General features: G+C 68.6%; 19 protein-coding genes. 10 read left to right on the forward strand and 9 right to left on the reverse strand.

The genetic code is table 11. From position 1 onward, the window contains the following. The first annotated feature begins 88 nt into the window (after window positions 1-88). The 5 genes from MF270_RS04225 to purU all read left to right on the forward strand — a co-directional run bounded on the left by MF270_RS04225 (window position 89) and on the right by purU (window position 6096). Complete coding sequence (locus MF270_RS04225) at window positions 89-1351, forward strand: sarcosine oxidase subunit beta family protein (RefSeq protein WP_238364601.1); 1263 nt, start codon at window positions 89-91, stop codon at window positions 1349-1351. A 10-nt stretch (window positions 1352-1361) separates the two neighbouring features. Then, window positions 1362-1640 (forward strand): sarcosine oxidase subunit delta, encoded by a 279-nt coding sequence (locus MF270_RS04230; RefSeq protein ID WP_238364602.1) that lies wholly within the window; start codon window positions 1362-1364, stop codon window positions 1638-1640. Beyond that, a complete protein-coding gene (locus tag MF270_RS04235) occupies window positions 1637-4582 on the forward strand; it encodes a sarcosine oxidase subunit alpha family protein (protein WP_238364603.1) in 2946 nt (981 codons plus the stop codon). Before MF270_RS04230 ends, MF270_RS04235 begins: the two co-directional genes overlap by 4 nt. Beyond that, entirely contained in the window at window positions 4575-5120 is a 546-nt protein-coding gene (locus MF270_RS04240) for a sarcosine oxidase subunit gamma (protein WP_238364604.1), read from the forward strand. The genes MF270_RS04235 and MF270_RS04240 overlap by 8 nt, the downstream gene beginning before the upstream one ends. 91 nt (window positions 5121-5211) lie before the next feature. Beyond that, entirely contained in the window at window positions 5212-6096 is an 885-nt protein-coding gene (purU, locus tag MF270_RS04245; RefSeq protein ID WP_238364605.1) for a formyltetrahydrofolate deformylase, read from the forward strand. A 47-nt stretch (window positions 6097-6143) separates the two neighbouring features. Here the strand turns inward: purU and MF270_RS04250 are convergent, their stop codons facing one another. The 9 genes from MF270_RS04250 to MF270_RS04290 are packed head-to-tail and all read right to left on the reverse strand — an operon-like array spanning window position 6144 to window position 12977. Continuing rightward, complete coding sequence (locus MF270_RS04250) at window positions 6144-6536, reverse strand: CBS domain-containing protein (RefSeq protein WP_238364606.1); 393 nt, start codon at window positions 6534-6536, stop codon at window positions 6144-6146. Then, window positions 6529-6696, reverse strand: coding sequence for a hypothetical protein (locus MF270_RS04255; RefSeq protein ID WP_238364607.1), 168 nt, complete (start codon window positions 6694-6696; stop codon window positions 6529-6531). The genes MF270_RS04250 and MF270_RS04255 overlap by 8 nt, the downstream gene beginning before the upstream one ends. A gap of 3 nt (window positions 6697-6699) precedes the next feature. Next, complete coding sequence (locus MF270_RS04260) at window positions 6700-7677, reverse strand: FAD:protein FMN transferase (protein ID WP_238364608.1); 978 nt, start codon at window positions 7675-7677, stop codon at window positions 6700-6702. Window positions 7678-7681: 4 nt separating this feature from the next. Further along, window positions 7682-8902: an NADH:ubiquinone reductase (Na(+)-transporting) subunit F gene (nqrF, locus tag MF270_RS04265; RefSeq protein WP_238364609.1), complete on the reverse strand. Its 1221-nt coding sequence runs from the start codon at window positions 8900-8902 to the stop codon at window positions 7682-7684. After that, window positions 8899-9510 (reverse strand): NADH:ubiquinone reductase (Na(+)-transporting) subunit E, encoded by a 612-nt coding sequence (gene nqrE, locus MF270_RS04270; RefSeq protein ID WP_238364610.1) that lies wholly within the window; start codon window positions 9508-9510, stop codon window positions 8899-8901. Before nqrE ends, nqrF begins: the two co-directional genes overlap by 4 nt. Next, on the reverse strand, window positions 9507-10166 hold the full coding sequence (locus MF270_RS04275; RefSeq protein ID WP_238364611.1) for an NADH:ubiquinone reductase (Na(+)-transporting) subunit D: 660 nt from the start codon (window positions 10164-10166) through the stop codon (window positions 9507-9509). Before MF270_RS04275 ends, nqrE begins: the two co-directional genes overlap by 4 nt. 3 nt (window positions 10167-10169) lie before the next feature. Further along, the gene (locus MF270_RS04280) at window positions 10170-10964 is read right to left on the reverse strand and encodes an FMN-binding protein (RefSeq protein ID WP_238364612.1); all 795 of its coding nucleotides are present in this window, start codon (window positions 10962-10964) and stop codon (window positions 10170-10172) included. Continuing rightward, window positions 10957-11739 carry an RnfABCDGE type electron transport complex subunit D gene (locus MF270_RS04285; protein WP_238364613.1) on the reverse strand — a complete coding sequence of 261 codons (783 nt, stop codon included), beginning with the start codon at window positions 11737-11739 and terminating at the stop codon, window positions 10957-10959. The genes MF270_RS04280 and MF270_RS04285 overlap by 8 nt, the downstream gene beginning before the upstream one ends. Beyond that, window positions 11736-12977: a Na(+)-translocating NADH-quinone reductase subunit A gene (locus MF270_RS04290; RefSeq protein ID WP_238364614.1), complete on the reverse strand. Its 1242-nt coding sequence runs from the start codon at window positions 12975-12977 to the stop codon at window positions 11736-11738. The genes MF270_RS04285 and MF270_RS04290 overlap by 4 nt, the downstream gene beginning before the upstream one ends. A gap of 165 nt (window positions 12978-13142) precedes the next feature. Here MF270_RS04290 and MF270_RS04295 point away from each other — a divergent pair, with 165 nt between their 5' ends. The 5 genes from MF270_RS04295 to MF270_RS04315 all read left to right on the forward strand — a co-directional run bounded on the left by MF270_RS04295 (window position 13143) and on the right by MF270_RS04315 (window position 18429). Continuing rightward, a complete protein-coding gene (locus MF270_RS04295; RefSeq protein WP_238364615.1) occupies window positions 13143-14345 on the forward strand; it encodes a cytochrome c3 family protein in 1203 nt (400 codons plus the stop codon). Between the two features lie 182 nt (window positions 14346-14527). Beyond that, complete coding sequence (locus MF270_RS04300) at window positions 14528-15589, forward strand: extracellular solute-binding protein (RefSeq protein WP_238364616.1); 1062 nt, start codon at window positions 14528-14530, stop codon at window positions 15587-15589. Between the two features lie 49 nt (window positions 15590-15638). Beyond that, window positions 15639-16724: an ABC transporter ATP-binding protein gene (locus MF270_RS04305; protein WP_238364617.1), complete on the forward strand. Its 1086-nt coding sequence runs from the start codon at window positions 15639-15641 to the stop codon at window positions 16722-16724. After that, entirely contained in the window at window positions 16724-17581 is an 858-nt protein-coding gene (locus tag MF270_RS04310; protein WP_238364618.1) for an ABC transporter permease, read from the forward strand. The genes MF270_RS04305 and MF270_RS04310 overlap by 1 nt, the downstream gene beginning before the upstream one ends. Next, on the forward strand, window positions 17578-18429 hold the full coding sequence (locus tag MF270_RS04315) for an ABC transporter permease (protein WP_238364619.1): 852 nt from the start codon (window positions 17578-17580) through the stop codon (window positions 18427-18429). Before MF270_RS04310 ends, MF270_RS04315 begins: the two co-directional genes overlap by 4 nt.

Consider the following 18429-nt stretch of genomic DNA (forward strand, 5'->3'; position numbering starts at 1 on the left):
CGTGATTCCGATAATCAAAGTCCCGTTTCCGACAGACCATGCCGCGTTGCAGCGGCTATCACAAGGGCAACAAGGATCGGAGCACGGCATGGGCGTTTTCGGGGGCTTTTCAGGTCTCAGGGTCATCAAGGAGGCCCTGACAGGTCACAAGGGATGGGGCGCGCTGTGGCGCAACCCCGACCCTCAACCCGCCTATGACATCATCATCGTCGGCGGCGGCGGGCATGGCCTTGCGACCGCGTATCACCTGGCGAAAACCTTCGGCCAGGCGCGCATCGCGGTGCTGGAAAAGGGCTGGCTGGGCTCGGGCAACATCGGCCGCAACACGACGATCATCCGGTCGAACTACCTGCTGCCCGGCAACCAGCCGTTCTACGAATTCTCCATGAAGCTGTGGGAGAGCATGGAGCAGGACCTGAACTTCAACGCCATGGTCTCGCAGCGCACGATCATCAACCTGTTCCACAGCGACGGCCAGCGCGATGCCTACCGGCGGCGCGGCAACGCGATGCACATGACCGGCGCGGGCGGCACGCTGCTGAGCCAGGCCCAGCTGCGCGAGATCGCGCCGTTCCTCAATTTCGACAACGCCCGTTTCCCGATCAAGGGCGGGCTGCGGCAGGAACGCGCCGGCACCGCGCGCCACGACGGGGTCGCCTGGGGCTATGCCCGCGCCGCCGACCGGCTGGGCGTGGACATCATCCAGAACTGCGAGGTCACCGGCTTCCGGATCGAGAACGGCACCATCAAGGGCGTCGAGACCTCGCGCGGCTATATCGGCGCAGGCAAGGTCGGCGTGGCGGTGGCGGGCTCGTCCTCGCGCGTGATGGAGAAGGCCGGGATGCGCCTGCCGATCGAAAGCCATGTACTCCAGGCCTTCGTCAGCGAAGGGCTGAAGCCGGTCATCCCCGGCGTCATCACCTTTGGCGCGGGGCATTTCTATGTCAGCCAGTCCGACAAGGGAGGGCTGGTCTTTGGCGGCGACATCGACGGCTACAATTCCTACGCCCAGCGCGGCAACCTGCCGGTGGTCGAGGACGTGATCGAAGGCGGCATGGCCCTGATGCCCATGCTCGGCCGCGCGCGCCTGCTGCGCAGCTGGGGCGGGGTCATGGACATGTCGATGGACGGCTCGCCGATCATCGACCGCACCGGCGTGGACGGGCTCTTCTTCAACGGCGGCTGGTGCTACGGCGGCTTCAAGGCGACGCCCGCTTCGGGCTACGTCTTTGCCCACCTGCTGGCGACGGGGCAGCCGCACGAGACCGCGACCGCCTTCCGCATGGACCGCTTTGCGCGCGGGCATGTGATCGATGAAAAGGGCGTTGGCGCCCAACCGAACCTGCATTGAAGGGCCTGCCATGCTGATCCCGCACCCCCTGCTTGGCCTGCGCGACGCGCAGGAATTCACCTACCTCGGCGACGCTGCGCTGATCAACCGCCCCGACCCTGCGGCCGAGGACGCCGAGGCGCGCTTTGCCGACTATGTCTTCCTGCGCGACAACCCGGCCGGCATGCACCGCGAGCTGTGGTACCACGAACAGGGCGACCGGTCCTGGCTGGTCGTCACGCGCGACACCACCACCCATGAAATCCTCGGCGCGGAACTGGCGACCGACGTGGCGGGAGCCCGCGCATGAGACGTCTCGATGGCGGTCTGATCGACCGCAGCAAACCGCTGATGTTCACCTTCAATGGCAAGCGGTTGACGGGGCTCGCGGGCGACACGCTTGCCTCGGCGCTGATGGCAAACGGCGTGCAGCTGGTCGGGCGCAGCTTCAAGTACCACCGCCCGCGCGGGATCTTTTCCGCCGGGTCCGAGGAGCCGAACGCGCTGGTGACCCTGGGCCAGGGCGCCACGCAGGAGCCGAACAGCCGCGCCACGGTCGTGGAACTCTTCGACGGGCTCGAGGCGCGCAGCCAGAACCATGTCGGCCCGCTGGGGCGTGACCTCCTGGCGGTGAATGACCTGTTCGCGCCCTTCTTCGCGGCGGGGTTCTACTACAAGACCTTCATGTGGCCCCGCGCCTTCTGGGAAAAGCTCTATGAACCGGCGATCCGCCGCGCGGCGGGTCTGGGTGAGCTGTCGATGGAGGCGGACAGTGCCGCCTATGATCGTGGCTACCTGCATCCCGACCTGCTGGTGATCGGCGGCGGTGCGGCGGGCCTGATGGCTGCCCTGACCGCGAGCCGCGCGGGCGCCAGCGTCGTGCTGGCGGACGAGGACAGCCGCCTCGGTGGTCGGACGCTGGCCGAGGGTGGCACCATCGACGACCGCCCCGCGCCCGACTGGGTGGCCGAGGCGGTGGCCGAGCTGCAAAGCCTTCCCAACGTGCGGATCATGACCCGCACCACCGTCTTCGGCGTCTATGACCACGGAATCTTTGGCGCGGTCGAGCGGGTGTCGGATCACCTGAAGGACGCAGGGGGCCGCGTGCGCCAGACCCTCTGGCGGATCACCGCGAAACGCGCCGTACTCGCCTCGGGCGCGACCGAGCGGCATATCCCGTTCCGCGACAACGACCGGCCCGGGATCATGCTGTCGGGCGCGATGCGCGCCTATGCCAACCGCTGGGCCGTGGGACCTCAACGGAAGGAGGGCGACCTTGTCGCGATCTTCACCAACAATGACGACGGCCACCGGACGGCACAGGCGTTGGCCGCCAAGGGCGTTCCGCTGCTGGGCGTGATCGACAGCCGCGCCGGGGCGAAGGGCCTCGGCGGCTACCAGACCTTTGCCGGGGCGACTGTCACCGGCACGCGCGGCCGCCACGGGATCAGCAGCATCGAGCTGACCCGCGACGGCCAGTCGGAATGGCTGGAATGCGGCGCGCTGGGGGTTGCCGGCGGATGGAACCCGAACGTGCACCTCGCCTCGCACCACCGGGGGCGGCCGGTGTGGGATGCTGAGCGGCTCACCTTCGTCCCCGGCACCGATGGCCCCACCGGCCTGCGGATTGCGGGCGCGGCGCGGGGGCACGGCTCGACCGCCCTTGCGCTGGCTGATGGCGCCGCCGCCGCCCGCGCAGTGCTCAGCGACCTGGGCCGCGCGGCGGCGGAGGAACCGCTACCCCGCGCCTCGGACGAGCCCGCCGGGATCGAGCCCTTCTGGCACGTCCCCGGCAAGGGCCGCGCCTGGGTGGATTTCCAGAACGACGTGACCGTCAAGGACATCAAGCTCGCCCACCAGGAGAACATGCGCCCGGTCGAGCATCTCAAGCGCTGGACCACGCTCGGCATGGCCACCGACCAGGGCAAGACGGCCAACGTCACCGCCCTGGCCGTGATGGCCGAGCTGACCGGCAAGACCATCCCCGAGACCGGCTCGACCATCTTCCGCCCGCCCTACACGCCCGTCTCGATGGGTGTGCTGGGCGGCGGCGACACCGGCGCACACTTCCGTCCCCGTCGCCTGACTCCCACCCATCACTGGGCCGAGGCGCAGGGCGCGGTCTTTGTCGAGGTCGGCCCCTGGATGCGGGCGCAGTACTTCCCGCGGGCCGGCGAGACCCATTGGCGCGAGACCGTGGACCGCGAGGCGCTGGCCGTGCGCGCGGGCGTCGGGATCTGCGACGTGACCACGCTGGGCAAGATCGACGTACAGGGCAAGGACGCGGGCGAGTTCCTGAACCGCATCTACGCCAACATGATGGCGACGCTGCCGGTGGGCCGCGTCCGCTATGGCCTGATGCTGCGCGAGGACGGGCATGCTTATGACGACGGCACCTGCGCTCGGATGGGCGAGACGCATTTTGTCGTTACCACCACGACCGCGAATGCCGGGCTGGTCTACCAGCGGATGGAATTCGCGCGCCAATGCCTCTGGCCCGACCTCGACGTGACGCTGATTTCGACCACCGACGCCTGGGCGCAGATCGCCGTGGCGGGGCCGAAATCGCGCGAATTGCTGGAACGGGTCGTGGACGGATTCGACCTGTCGAACGAGGCCTTCCCCTTCATGGCCTGCGCCGACATGACGGTCTGCGGCGGCCTGAGGGCGCGGCTCTTCCGCATCTCCTTCTCGGGTGAGCTGGCCTATGAGATCGCCGTGCCGGCCCGTTACGGCGCCGCGCTGATGCAGCGGCTGATGGAGCAAGGCGCGGACCTTGGCGTCACCCCCTACGGCACCGAGGCGCTGGGCGTGCTGCGCATCGAGAAGGGCCATGCCGCCGGCAACGAGCTGAACGGCCAGACCACCGCGACGATGCTCGGCCTCGGCCGCATGGTGTCGCGGAAAAAGGACAGCATCGGCGCGGTCATGTCCCGCCGCGAGGGGCTGTCCGGGGATCGCCGCAGGCTGGTCGGGCTGGTCCCCTTGCAGCCGCGCGATCCCGTCGTGGCCGGGTCGCACCTCGTCGCCCCCGGCGATCCGGTCGACCTGGCCCACGACGCCGGGTGGATCACCTCGGCCTGCTACTCGCCCCATCTCGGCCACGCGATCGGGCTGGCCTATCTGGAAGATGGCGACACCCGCATGGGGCAGCAAATCATCGCCGCCAATCCGCTGGAAGGCCAAAGCGTCGCGATGCGCGTCGTCTCGGCCCATTTCGTCGACCCGGAAGGAGCGCGTCTTCGTGACTGACCTGACCCCCATCACCGCCCTTGGCGGTTCGGCCCCGCGCATCGCCCGGTTCGCCGACATGACCCTCAGCGAAAACGCCGGGCTCGCGCTGGCCTCGCTGTCGATGCCGCGCGGGGCCGCCCCGCCCGCGCCTTTCGGCCTGGCCCTGCCCGGCCCGGGCAGGCTGGTCGCGGCCCCGCCCTATGGCGCCTTCTGGATGGGCCCGGACAGTTGGATGGTGTCGGGCGAAGGCCTGGCCGAGACCGACTTTGCCGCCGCCCTCGCCGCCGAGGCGTCGGGCGCGCGGATCACCGAGCAGACGGACGGGTTCGCCGCCTTCGACATCGCCGGACCCGAGGCGGGGATCGCAGCCCTGCTGGAACGCCTGGTGAACCTGCGCCCCGAGGCCGTCGCCCCCGGTTGCGGCACGCGCACAGGATTTGAGCACATGTCGGTTTTCATCTTGCGTCCCGCGCCGGGCCGCGTGACTCTGCTTGGCATGCGGTCCGCCGCGGCTAGCGTCTGGCACGGACTCGAGACGACCCTCGGACGCCTTTGACACATCGACCGCGCCGGCCCCCTGGCCGGGCGGACCTGCAATCCCTCTCCCGCGCCGCGCGCCGGCTGCCCCCGACCACCAAGGATCCCCGATGACCAAGTTCTGCCTCACCGTCACCTGCCCCTCAAAGCGCGGCATCGTCGCCGCCGTCTCGACCTTCCTCAGCAACAACGGCTGCAACATCACCGACTCGGCCCAGTTCGATGACCCCGAGACCGGCAACTTCTTCATGCGTGTGAGCTTCGTGCCGGAAACCGGCGCCGCGCTGGCCGAGCTGGACGAGAAATTCGCCGAGGCCGCCAAGCCGCTGGACCTCGACTATGCCTTCCATGACGAGGCGACCAAGATGAAGGTCGTGATCATGGTCAGCCGTTTTGGCCACTGCCTGAACGACCTGCTCTACCGCTGGCGCATCGGCGCCCTGCCGATCGAGATCGTGGCCGTGATCAGCAACCACATGGATTACCAGAAGGTCGTCGTGAACCACGACATTCCGTACTACAACATCAAGGTCACGAAAGAGAACAAGCCCCAGGCCGAGGCGGCGATCATGCAGGTGGTGACGGATACCGGGGCCGAGCTGGTGGTGCTGGCGCGTTACATGCAGATCCTTTCGGACGAGATGTGCCAGAAGATGTCCGGCCGGATCATCAACATCCACCATTCCTTCCTGCCCAGCTTCAAGGGCGCGAACCCCTACAAGCAGGCCTATGCGCGCGGGGTCAAGCTGATCGGCGCGACCTCGCATTACGTGACCGCCGACCTCGACGAGGGCCCGATCATCGAGCAGGACATCATCCGCGTCACCCATGCGCAAAGCAACGACGATTACGTGTCGCTTGGCCGGGATGTTGAGGCGCAGGTGCTGGCACGGGCGATCCATGCCCATGCCCATCACCGGGCCTTCCTCAATGGCAACAAGACGGTGGTTTTCCCGGCCTCGCCCGGCAGCTATTCGTCCGAAAAGATGGGCTGAATGCCCTCTGCCCTGCGCCGTGTTCTGCGGCGCGGGGCAACCCCGGCCTAGCCGAGGTCGAGGAAGGCGCGCAGCAGGTCTTCGCGCGTCAGCAGGCCGACAAGCCGCCCCGCCTCGGTCACCGGGTAGGCACGGAAGGGCTGCGACTGGAAGGTCTCGGCCGCCGCGATGATGTCGAGATCGGCGGGCAGGCCGACCACGGCCTGGCTCATGTGGTCCTGCACCGTGCCCGACCATTGGCGGTAGTAGCTGGCGTTCAGGGCCGCGCCAAAGCAATCCTTGGGCGACAGGACTCCCAAAAGCTCTCCCGTCCCGTCGCAGATGCAGGCCAGCGGCTGGCCAGAGGCGGTGAGCCGCGCGATGGCCTCGCGCATCGGCGTCTCCGGCGCCAGCCGCAGCACATCGCGGGTCAGGATGGCGGCGATCTCGCGCTCAGCCATGGGTCTTGGCCTTCTGGCGGCGCGGGCAGACCTCGCATGCGCCGGCGCAGGAGGCAAGCCCGCCGCAGCTGTCGCTGGGCGGCCGGCCGGTGAGCATCAGGCCAAGGGCGAGGCCGCCGATGGCCAGCAGGAACAGGGCGAAGACCAACAGCAGTTCCATCGCTCAGGTCCTTTCGATCAGGTCGGGCATCAGCCCCGTGGCGACCAGCTTGGGCGCATCGCTGCCGGCGAGGATCAGGAGCGCGTCGAGGTCATGCGCCTCGGCCAGCCCCCGCGCGCCGTCGGCCCCCGCCGCCATCAGCGCGGTGGCCCAGCCGTCCGCCTCCATCGCCGTGTCCGCCCGCAACGTGACCGACAGCAGCGCGCTGGCCCGTGGTCCGGCGGCGTCCGGCGCGATGATGTGGCCGTAGGTCCGGTCGGCGAAATCGTAGCCGTTCACCTTGTTGCCCGAGGTGGCGAGGGCGCCGTCTATTCTGAGAACGGCCAGGAGGCCCGTGCCTCCGGCGCGCGGGTCCTCGACCCCGGCGCGCCAGGCACGGCCCTCGGGGTGGCGGCCCCAGGCGGTGACCTCTCCGCCGAACTCGATGAATCCCGACGCGACCCCGTGTCCCTGCGCCAACGTGGCGAGCCTGTCCAGCGCGTAGCCCTTGGCGATCCCGCAGGGGTCGAAGGTCGCGCCGGATACCGCCTTGACCAGCCGCGCGCCGTCGAGGCCGACCTGCCGCCAGTCGGGCCGGTCCGAGCCCTCGGTGATCGGCCCGAACCCGTAGCGTGCCACCAGCGGTCCCACCGTGGGGTCGAACTGGCCGCCGCTCGCCTCAGCGATTTTCAACGCCGATTGCGCGACCGCCGTAAGGTCCGGGCCAGCCGCGACCTCCCCGGCCGCGCGGTTGAAGGCGCTGACACTGCTGTCCGCGCGCCAGGGCGATAGCGCGGCGTCAAGGCCCGCGAGCAGGTCCGCAGCCTGCGCGGCGAAGGCGTCCGGCACCACATTGTCCGGCAAGCTCGCCGTCCAGCTTGTGCCGAAGGCAAGGCCCGAGGCGCGCACCAGCGGCGCCGCCCGCCCGATCACGGGGGTCAGCGCCAGCGCGCCGCCCAAGGCCAGCATGCGGCGCCTTGAAAAGGTCGTCTGGTGTCTCATCGCCTCACCCTCCGAAATCGTCGTTATAGATCATGTGCCGTTCCACCCCCAGCTTGCGCAGGGTCGAAATCACCGCCGAGATCATCAGCGGCGGGCCGCACAGGTAGTATTCGCAGGCCTCGGGCGCGGGATGGCCGGCCATGTGCCGTTCCAGCACCGAATGGATGAAGCCGGTCGGCCCCTGCCATCGGTCGCCCGGACCCGGGTCCGACAGCGCTGGCACCCAGGTGAAGTTCGGATGGGCCGCGTGGATGGCCTCGAACTCCTCGACATAGAACAGGTCCGCCACCGTGCGCGCGCCGTAAAAGTAGGTGATCTTGCGGCCGGTGCCGAGGCCAACCTGCTCGTGCACCATCGACCGTAGCGGCGCCATGCCGACGCCGCCGCCCACCAGCACGATATCGCGGGCGGTGTCCTGTACGTGGAACTCGCCGAAGGGGCCCGAGACCTCGACCCGGTCGCCGGGCGTGCGCGAGAACAGCCAGGACGACACGAGGCCCGGCGGCACCGTCCGTTCCTGCCCCGCCGGCGGCACCGCGAGGCGGATGTTGAAGACGAGCGTGCCCGCATCCTCGGGCCGGTTGGCGACGGAATAGGCGCGGGTCACCGGCGCGTCCGAGCGGGCCGTCAGCCCCGCCCAGCCGGCATGGTCCCAGGCCAGCGCATGGGCCGGGTCGATGGCGATGTCCCGGAAGGCAATGTCATAGGCCGGGGCAGTCAGCTGCATGAAGCCGCCGGCGCGGAACGGGATCTCGCGCGGCGCGGTCGGGCGCAGCACCAGCTCGCGAATGAGCGGCGCCATCATGCGGTTCGACACCACCTCGCAGGGGAAGGTCTCGGCCGCGAGAATGTCGCCGGGGACGGTGACCGCGACGTCTCCGCCCAGCACCAGCTGACACGCGAGGCGCAGGTTGGCGCGGCGCTCGGCGGCCGAGAGCAGCCCCCTCTCGGTCGGTTGCAGCGCGTTGCAGCCCGGCCCCGTCGCCGTGACGCGGCAGAGCCCGCAGGTGCCGCTGCCGCCGCAGCCCGCCGGGATCGGCAGGCCCGCGCTGTGCAGCGTGGACAGCAGCGTCTCTCCCTGCCGCGCGGTGATCGGCGGGCCGTCGTTGACCGTGACCGCGCTGGCCCCGCGCGGCGCCCAGGCGGCGCGGGCCGCCAGTAGCCCGAGGCTGAGCAGCAGCACCAGCGCGATCATGATGCCTGAGCCGATGAGGATCTCGGTCATGACGCCCCCATCTGCGCAAAGGCGGAAAAGCCCAGCGCCAGCATGCCCGTGAGCAGGAAGGCGACGCCGAGACCCCGCAGCCCCGCCGGCAAGTCGGCATAGGCCAGCCGCGTGCGGATCGCGGCCAGCAGGACCACGGCCAGCGCGAAGCCGGCCCCGGCGCCGAGGCCGAAGACGGTGCTTTCGGCCAGGTCATAGCGCCGCTCGACCATGAAGAGGCTGCCGGCCAGGATCGCGCATTGCACGGTCAAGAGAGGCAGGAAGGACCCGAAGGCCGCGTGGATCGTCGGCACGAAGCGTTGCAGCAGGATTTCCAGCAATTGCACCGTCGCCGCGATCACGCCGATGAAGGCCAGCAGCGCGAGGTAGCTGAGGTCGATCGCCGGGTAGCCCGCCCAGCCCCAGGCGCCGGGGGCCAGCAGCAGGTCGTAGACCAGCCGGTTCAGCGGCACGGTCAGCCCCATGACAAAGGTCACGGCCACGCCGAGGCCCAGCGCCGTCTCGACCCGCCGCGACAGCGCAAGGAATGTGCAGAGGCCCAGGAAGAACGACAGCGGCATGTTCTCGACGAACATCGACCGCAGGAAAAGGGCGAACAGATCGCTCATTCCGCCGCCTCCGGGTGGTCGGGGGGCTGGTGGGAGAGTGGCTCGGCCTGCTCGGGGAGGATCGTGCGGATCGCCCAGACGGCGAGGCCCAAGAGGAAGAAGGCGCTGGGGGCCAGCAGCATGAGGTTCAGGGGCGTGTACCAGCCGCCGGTCTCCACCGTCGGCAGCACCGGCCAGCCCATCAGGCTGCCCTTGCCAAAGATCTCGCGGATGGACCCGATCACGACCAGGATCAGCGAATAGCCGAAGCCATTGCCGGCCGCATCGACCACGGAGGGCAGCACTGGATTGCTGCGCGCAAAACTTTCGGTCCGGCCAAGGACGAGGCAGTTTGTGGTGATCAGGCTGACGAAGACCGACAGCCGCTGGCTGATGTCGAAGAGATACGCCTGCAACACCTGGTCGATCACGATCACCAGAGAGGCAACGATGAGGATCTGCACGATCAGCCGGATGCTGACCGGAATATGCTGGCGGATCAGGCTGATGGCCGCCGCCGAGAGCACCAGCACCACGGTCAGCGACACCGACATGGTCAGCGCCGTGTCGAGCGAGGTGGTGACGGCGAGCGCCGAGCAGATGCCGAGGATCTGCAGCGTCACCGGGTTCTCGTGGATCAGCGGGGTCAGGAAGGTCTGGCGCAGCGGGGGACGCATGGGTCAGAACTCCTGCCGCCGGATCGCGTCGATGACCGCGCCGTAGCCGTTATCGCCCAGCCAGAAGCGCACCATCTGCGTGACCCCGCGCCCGGTGCGGCTGGCGCCGGTGATGCCGTCGACCTCGTAGGGCGATACGGACGGCCCGCGCGCCACGGCGAATTTCATCGTGCCGGCGGGGTCGCGGACCTCGGTCCCGGCCCAGCCCGATTGCCAGGCCTCTTCCTCGATCCGGGCGCCAAGGCCGGGGGTCTCGGATTGCCGCGTCACGGTGAGGCCGGCGATGGTGTTCATGTCACCCGAAAGGGCGATCATCGCCTCAAGCGGGCCGTTGTAGCCGGCGCCGATCAGGGGGAAGATCACCGTTTCCACCCGGCCCTCGCGGCGCACGATGTAGACCTGCACGTAGCGCGGGCGGGCGCCGATCCCGGCGATGTCGGTCTCGGGGTCGAGCGCGATGTAATTGGCCGGGTCCTGCAAGGCGGCGTCCAGCGTCTCGGGCGTCACGTCCCGCGCGGCCATGCCGGTCTCGAGGTCGACGACGACGGTCGCCAGGTCTCCGCCCGTAGCCAGCAGATCACGCATGCCGGGGATGGCGCTGACCAGCGCCTCAAGCCGCAGCTGGGTTTCGGCCGCGCGGTTGGCGGCCTGGATCGGGCGCAGGACGACCGTCGCGCCGGTCACGAAGACCGAGCAGACCGCGGCGACGAGCATCGCGACGAAGATCGTCTTGCCCCGGTCGTCGTTCGGCCGGGCAAGGAAGCCGCGCCAGAGCGCGAGGGGGGAGCGGTCAGCCATGGTGTCGTCTCCGTCGGCTGCGCCACGCAAGCAGCGCGAGTTCGTCCAGCAGGGGGGCGGCAAGGTTGGCCAGCAGCGCGGCGCTGAGCGCGACCTGCAAGGCGCTGGCGCTGGTCCAGGCGCCCAGGAACAGCGCGACCAGCCCACCGTAAAGCAGCCCCTGTCCCCAGCGGCCGGATTGGGTCGAAGCGGATGTGACCGGATCGCAGACCAGCAGTGCCATCGGCGCGAGGATCGCAGGCGCCACAAAGGGGTCGAGCACCGGCAGCCCAGCCAGCGCGGCGAAGGTCAGCGCGATGGCCGCGCCGCCGATGAGGCGCATGGAGTAGAGACCGAAGGCGAGCGCCACGACCAGCGTGCCCAGCGCGCCCCAGGCCGCGGGGATCGCGAGATCCGGCCAGGGCGCGGCGGGGTAGCCGAAGCCGAGGAAGGCCACGGCGACCGTCGCCGGATGCAGGATGTTGCGGCCCCAGCCGCCGAACACCAGCTCTCCGATCACCACGCCGAAGCTGGCGCCAAGGACAAATGCGACGGGGCCAAGGCCGGTTGGGGCGAGCATGGCGATGGCGAGTGCCGTGACGATGCCTGCCAGCGAGGGCGGCTGTGCGCGGATCATGAGGAAGATGAGCTGCCAGCCGTAAACCACGGCCAGTGCGGACAAAAGCCGCAACAGGCCGTCGCCGCGCATGGCCATCAGCCAGGTCGCGGCCAGTGGCGCCATTGCGAGCACGAGCACCAGCGCCACCGTCTCGCGCGACCACAGACCCCGGATCATGCCACGCCCTCCTCGACGGCGGCCCGGTCGATCAGGGCACGCAGCTGGCGGGCGATGCGCGGCTCGGCCCCGGTGAGGTAGTCGACGAGGGCGAGGTCTTCCTCGACCAGCGACAGGGCGCCCAGCGCCGTGGCGGTCTCGGTGTCCCCGGCCGAAATGGCGCGGATCAGCGGCATGACCGGGACGACCCCGCCCAGCGCCCGGTCGAGCCCGGCGGTCGGGATCACCGGCAGCGGCCGCGCGGTCCGGCTGAGGGCGGCGCGCAGCCAATGCGGCGGCTTTTCCGGCGGCGGGGCCATCAGCACCGTCACCTGGTGACTGCCCCAGCGGACCCAGCGCGCGGGCGCGCCGTCGATGGCCGAGCCGCCGAGGACCAGGTGGTTGCCGGGCACGACCTTTCCCAGCAGCAGTTCGCGCACATCCGCCCCGGCCTGCACGCGCTGCAACAGCGGCGTGCGCATCCCCGGGCCAGTCAGGGCGACGGTCTTGGTCGCCGGGATCATCCCCGTGCGGATCAGCGCGCCGATATCGGCCACCGCCTCGATATGGATGTCCCAGACCGGGCGGTCGAAACTGGCGGGCGCGTGGCGCAGCACATGCGGGCCGGCCAGGCCCAGAGGGTGCACGTCGGGCGCATCGATCAGGGTCACGCGGCCGGTGGCATGGCGCTGGTCGACCTCGGCCCCGCGCGGGCGGACCATCAGCACGGGGCCATCGGTCAGCCGGGTCAGCGCCTCGAGCCCCGCCTCGATCTCGGCGCCGCGGCTCCTCACCCAGTCCAGCGGCCGCCCTGCCCCGGGGCGCGTGTCATGGGCCATCACGAGGATCGCGGCGGGCCGGATGTCTCCGAACGCAGGGGAGGCACCGGGGCGCTGGCGGAAGGCGCGCCACAGGCCGGTGTTGGCCAGCAGCCGCCAGATCACGGGGCCGTCCATGGCATCCGGCACGTCAAAGACATGCCGCCCCGCCCCGGGCTCGTGGTAGAACAGCATGGACTTCAGCCGCTGCCCCCTGTCCATGTCGATGGACGCCACTTTTGCAGGCATCGGCGCGGTGATCGTGAAGGCATGGGCCTTGGTCGCCCGCAGAACCGGCTGCCCCTGCGCCACGACATCGCCCGGCGCGACCAGCAGCTCGACCCGGAAGTCGCCGCGAAAGGGCGACCGGATCGACGCCTCGGCGGTGATTCGCGTCTCGGTATGTGCCGACCCGCCCGCGCCGGCAGGGCCTGTGCCCATTGGGCGCAGCCCCTCTTGCGCGCGCGGTCCGATGGCTTCTTCTGACGCCACGTGAAGCTCCTTCGGCGCGAAATCGTCACAGCGATGCTATCGAAAATTTGTGGCAAAGCCAAATTCGATGTAGAGTCGGCTTTGCACAACCCGTTCATTTCGTAGGATTAATTCATGCATCTTATGCTCAGGAATACCGGACGGGGGTTTCGTCGCGCTGCGGCGGCCGCTGTCCTTGCCTGTCTTGCTGCCAGCCCGGCGCTGGCCCAGTCGGACACCCCCGCCGAAGCGCCGGCCGAGATCGAGGAACTGGCCGAGCAGTTGTCAACCTATGTCTTCCCCAAGGCCGGGCCCTACACGCCCGAGGCGATCGTGATCGGCAATGCGCGGCAGATCGAGGGCTGGGCGCGCTCGGCCCATGCGGATGCCTCGGCCGAGGCCTTTGCCCATTGGAATGCCGAAGGCGAGATCCCCGGCACCTGTGCCGTCTGCCACTCGGGCGCAGGCTTCCGCGCCTTCCACGGGCTCGACGGCAGCACACCCGGGCCGCTCGAATCGCCGATCCCGGTGGGCGGCGTGGTCGATTGCGAGACTTGCCACAGCCGGGGCCTTGCCGAGATCGACATGATCGCCCTGCCCTCGGGCGTGCAGCACCCGGCCGAGGCGGCCGAGGTGCCGTGCCTGACCTGCCACACCGGCCGGTCCTCGGGCGCGCAGGTGACGGCGGCGACGGCGGACATGGACCCGGACGCGGTGAACGCCGAGCTGCGGTTTATCAACCCGCATTACAAGGTGGCCGGGGCGACCTGGCTGGGTGGGTACGGCGGCATCGGCTACCACTACCCGGGCAAGACCTACTCGGGCCGCTTCCTGCATGCCAAGCCGGTGGCCACCTGCCTGGCCTGCCACGACCCGCACGCGCTGAGCGTGAACGAGGCGGTCTGCCTGACCTGCCACCAGACCGGCACGCCCGAAGAGATCCGCATCGCGCGGCAAAGCTACGATGGCAGCGGCGACACCGCCAAGGGGATCGCCGCCGACATCATGGCCAACGCGGGCCTGCTGATGGACCAGATGACCAGCTACGCCGCCAGCGTCGCGGGCATCGGGATGGTCTATGACGGCGGGCGCTACCCCTATTTCTTTGCCGATGCCAACATGGACGGGGTCATCGACGAGGCCGAGGGCCGCCCTGTCGCCTACAACGGCTGGACCCCGACCCTGCTGCGTGCGGCCTACAACTGGAAGGTCGTGACGGCCGACCCCGGGATCCACGTGCACAATGCGCCCTATGCGCTTGAATTGCTGTACGATTCCATCGAGTCGCTGGCCGAGGCCCAGGGCGCCGATTTCGGCGCGCTCGGCCTCTTGCGCTAGGCTACGGCCCGGGGGGCGCCGCACCGCCGGCGCCCCCGCCTTGGACAAGTTTCCAAACTGTCACGGTGGTTTCGCATTCGCGCGTCATCAAGGGGCGTTTCGTGTCGAACTAGAATTTGACCATTTGGTCAGACACGCGCATTCTGGCCGAAACAAGACGACATGACAGAGAGGATATTCACATGACCAAGACCCTTCTGATGGCCAGCACCCTGCTGGCCGGCCTTGCCGGGGCCGCGCAGGCCGACACGCTGCGGCTGCTGACCTGGGGCGGCTACGCGCCCGAGGACGTGGTGGCGATGTTCGAGGCAGAGACCGGCCACACGGTCGAGGTGACCTTGTCCAACAACGAGGAAATGATCGCCAAGCTGCGCGCCACCGGCGGCGGCGGGTTCGACCTCGCCCAGCCCAGCCAGGACCGGGTGATGGGCCCGCAGATGGAATTCGGCATCTACAAGCCGATGGACGTCAGCAAGCTGAACCAGGACCTCTTCATCCCGTCGATGCTGAAGGCGACCATGGCCAACACCACCGTGAACGGCGACGTCTATGGCGTCCCGCATGTCTGGGGCACCTCGGGTCTCGTACTGAACACGGCAGAGGCGGGCGACGTGGTCAAGGATTACACCGACCTCTGCGCGCCGGAAGTGGCGGGCAAGGTGTCCTACCGCCTCAAGCGTCCGACGCTGATCGGGTTCGCCTTCGCCATGGGCGAGGACCCGTTTGCCGCCTATGGCGACGAGGCCAAGTACCGCGAGATCATGGAAAAGGTCGAGGCCAAGCTGACCGAGTGCAAGGCCAACGTGAAGACCTACTGGGGTGGCGGCGACGAGCTGATGAACCTGGTGCGGTCGGGCGAGGTCACCGCCTCCATGGCCTGGGACACCGGCGGCTGGAAGCTGAACGACGACAATGCCGACATCACCTTCGTGGCCCCGGCCTCGGGCGCGCTGGGCTGGATCGACACCTTCGTGCTGCCTGCCAAGGGCCAGTCCGATGACGCGGCCTATGCCTGGATCAACTTTGTCATGCAGCCCGAGGTGGCGGCCAAGATCACCGCGGCGGCCGGCAACTTCACCGCCTCGGCCGGGGCGGACGAGTTCGCCGAAGCGGGGCTGAAGGCCAAGTACCAGGCCAGCTTCCCGCCAGAAGCGGTGGACAACATCAAGTGGTATCCGCCCGTCCCCGCGGGGCTGGAGGCCATCGAGGGCGAAGTGCTGGACCGCGTCCAGGCCGCCAACTGATGCTGACGGGCGGCTCCCGCGGGGGGCCGCCCAACCTCACGGATATCACATGACCCCTGATCTGGAATGCGTCGGCCTCGTCAAGCGGTTCGGCGATACGACGGCTGTCGACAACGTGTCCTTCTCGGTGCCGCCGGGCAGCTTCTTTTCGATCCTCGGGCCCTCGGGCTGCGGCAAGACGACGATCATGCGGATGATCGCGGGCTTTCTCGACCCGACCTCGGGCGATATCCGGATCAAGGGCGGCTCGGTGCTGGATACCCCGCCGAACAAGCGGCCGGTGAACATGGTGTTCCAGCATCTGGCCCTATTCCCCATGATGACGATTGCCGAGAACATCGGATATGGCCTGCGCCGGCGCGGCATGGGCAAGGCCGAGATCGCCCGCAAGGTCGACGAGGCGCTTGACCGGATCGGCCTGCCGGGCATCGGCGCGCGCAAGGTGGATGAGCTGTCGGGCGGGCAAAAGCAGCGCGTGGCCATCGCCCGCTGCATGGTGCTTGAGCCCGACGTGCTGCTGCTGGACGAACCGTTGGGCGCGCTGGACCTCAAGCTGCGCGAACACATGAAGGTCGAGCTGAAGGCGCTGCAAGCCGCGTTCGACACCACGTTCGTCTACATCACCCACGACCAGTCCGAGGCGCTGGTCATGTCCGACCAGATCGCCGTGATGAACGCCGGCCGGTTCGAGCAGGTGGGCACGGGCCAAGACCTCTACTACCGCCCCGACACGCCCTTTGTCGCCGGGTTCATCGGCGAGTCGAACCGCTGGAAGGGCCGGATCGAGGCCGTCGACGGCGGCCAGGTGCAACTGCGTACCGAGAGCGGCCTCGCCATGCGGGCGACCGGCGCGGGGCTGGCGCAGGGCGCGCGAGCCGAGATCTTTGTCCGGCCCGAATCCATCCGGCTGGCCAGCAGCGAGGATGCGCTGTCGGGTTTCGACAACCGCCTGCAGGGCACCGTCACAAGCCTGCTGTTCAACGGCGCCGCCTCCCGCGTTCTGGTCGAGGATGACGTGGGCGAGACGCTCGAGGTCACCCTGCCCCAGTCCGGCGAATTTTCCGCGCTGAAACGCGGCGACGCGGTGCATATCGGCTGGGGCGCGGGGCAAGCCACCTGCTTCGGGGCCGGCTGATGCGCAGCCAGTCCCGCATCGCCTTTTACCTGCTGCTGACGCCGCTGGTGCTGTGGCTGGGCCTGCTGATCGTGATCCCGCATATCGACATGCTGCTGATCTCGCTCAGGGAACGCATCAGCTTTGGTGTCTACGACCGGAGCCTGCTGCAATACGAAAAGGCCCTGACCGAACCGCTTTATCTGCGCACCTTCGCGCGCACGGCGGTGATGTCGATCCTCGCCACGGCGATCACGCTGATCATCGCCTTCCCGGTCGCCTATTACATCGCCAAGATGGCCAAGGGGCGGTTGCAACAGGTGCTGTTCCTGCTCTGCCTGATCCCGTTCTACGTCTCGGAGCTGGTGCGCACCTTCGGCTGGATGATCCTGCTGCGCGAGACCGGGATCGTGTCCAACCTGCTGCAATGGACCGGGCTGGCGGATCAGCCGGTCGAGCTGCTCTATACCGACGCCACCATGATGGTGGGCCTCGTCTACACCTCGATGCTGTTCATGGTCGTGCCTCTGGTCACGACGCTGGAAAGCCTCGACGACAGCGTGATCGAGGCGGGCTACGACCTTGGCGGCAATGGCTTTTCCGTGTTGCGAGAGATCATCATCCCCCATGCCATGCCCGGGATCGTCTCGGGCTGCATCGTGGTCTTCATGCTGTCGCTTGGCAACTACCTGACCCCCACCATGCTGGGCGGCAAGGACAGCCTGTGGTTCACGGAAATGATCTACAACCAGTTCATCGTCCGCTCGAACTGGGAACTGGGCGCGGCCTTCGGCTTCATGCTGCTGGTGCTGTCGTCCGTGATCGTCTGGGGCATGCTGGCGCTCACCGGCCGCACGTTGAAGGAGACGATGGGATGATCCCGACGATCCCCACCTCGCGCGCCTTCAGGCTGACCTACGGCGCCTATGTCGCGCTGTTCTTCCTCTACCTCGCGCTGCCGCTGACGGTGGTGGCGGTCTTTGCCTTCAACGACAGCCAGTTCCCGTCCCTGCCGTGGGATGGGTTCACCTGGGCCTGGTTCTTCGGCACCGAGCGCCCCCAGATCGGTGTCTTCCACGAACGCGGCATCCTGCGCGCCGTCGGCACCTCGGCCTTTGTCGCGGGTTGCGTGGCGGTGCTGTCGGTGGCGGTCGGCACGACCAACGCCTTCCTCTTCAACCGGTACGAGTTCCGCGGCAAGGGGCTGCTTTACGTGCTGATGCTGCTGCCGCTGGTGATCCCCGGCATCGTGCTGGGCATCTCGATCCTGATCTTTTCGTCCACGCTGGCGAACGGGATCTGGGATCTGGCGCAGATGGACATCCAGGCGCTGCGGCCGGGGCTTTTGCTGGTGATCCTCGGGCAGTTCAGCTTCATCACCACCATCGCCACTCTGGTGATCTCGGCCCGGCTGCAGAAATTCGACCGTACGCTGGAAGAGGCCGCGCTGAACCTCGGCGCCGATCGGCTGACGGCGGTGCGCACGATCACGCTGCCCTTCCTCGCCCCGGCGATGGTCGGCGCGGTCGTCGTGGCCTTCCTCATGAGCTTCGAGAACTTCAACACCACGCTGATGCTGGTGGGCTCCGACGCGCCGCTGACCATCGCCATGTTCGACCGGCTCAAGGAAGGCTCGACCCCACTTTTGAACGCGGTCTCGCTGCTGCTGATGCTGGGCTCGTCGCTGCTGGCGCTGCTGGTGATCCTGTTCCAGCGGCGGCCCTGA

It is taken from the genome of Mesobacterium pallidum, from assembly GCF_019966535.1.
Lineage (GTDB): Bacteria > Pseudomonadota > Alphaproteobacteria > Rhodobacterales > Rhodobacteraceae > Mesobacterium > Mesobacterium pallidum.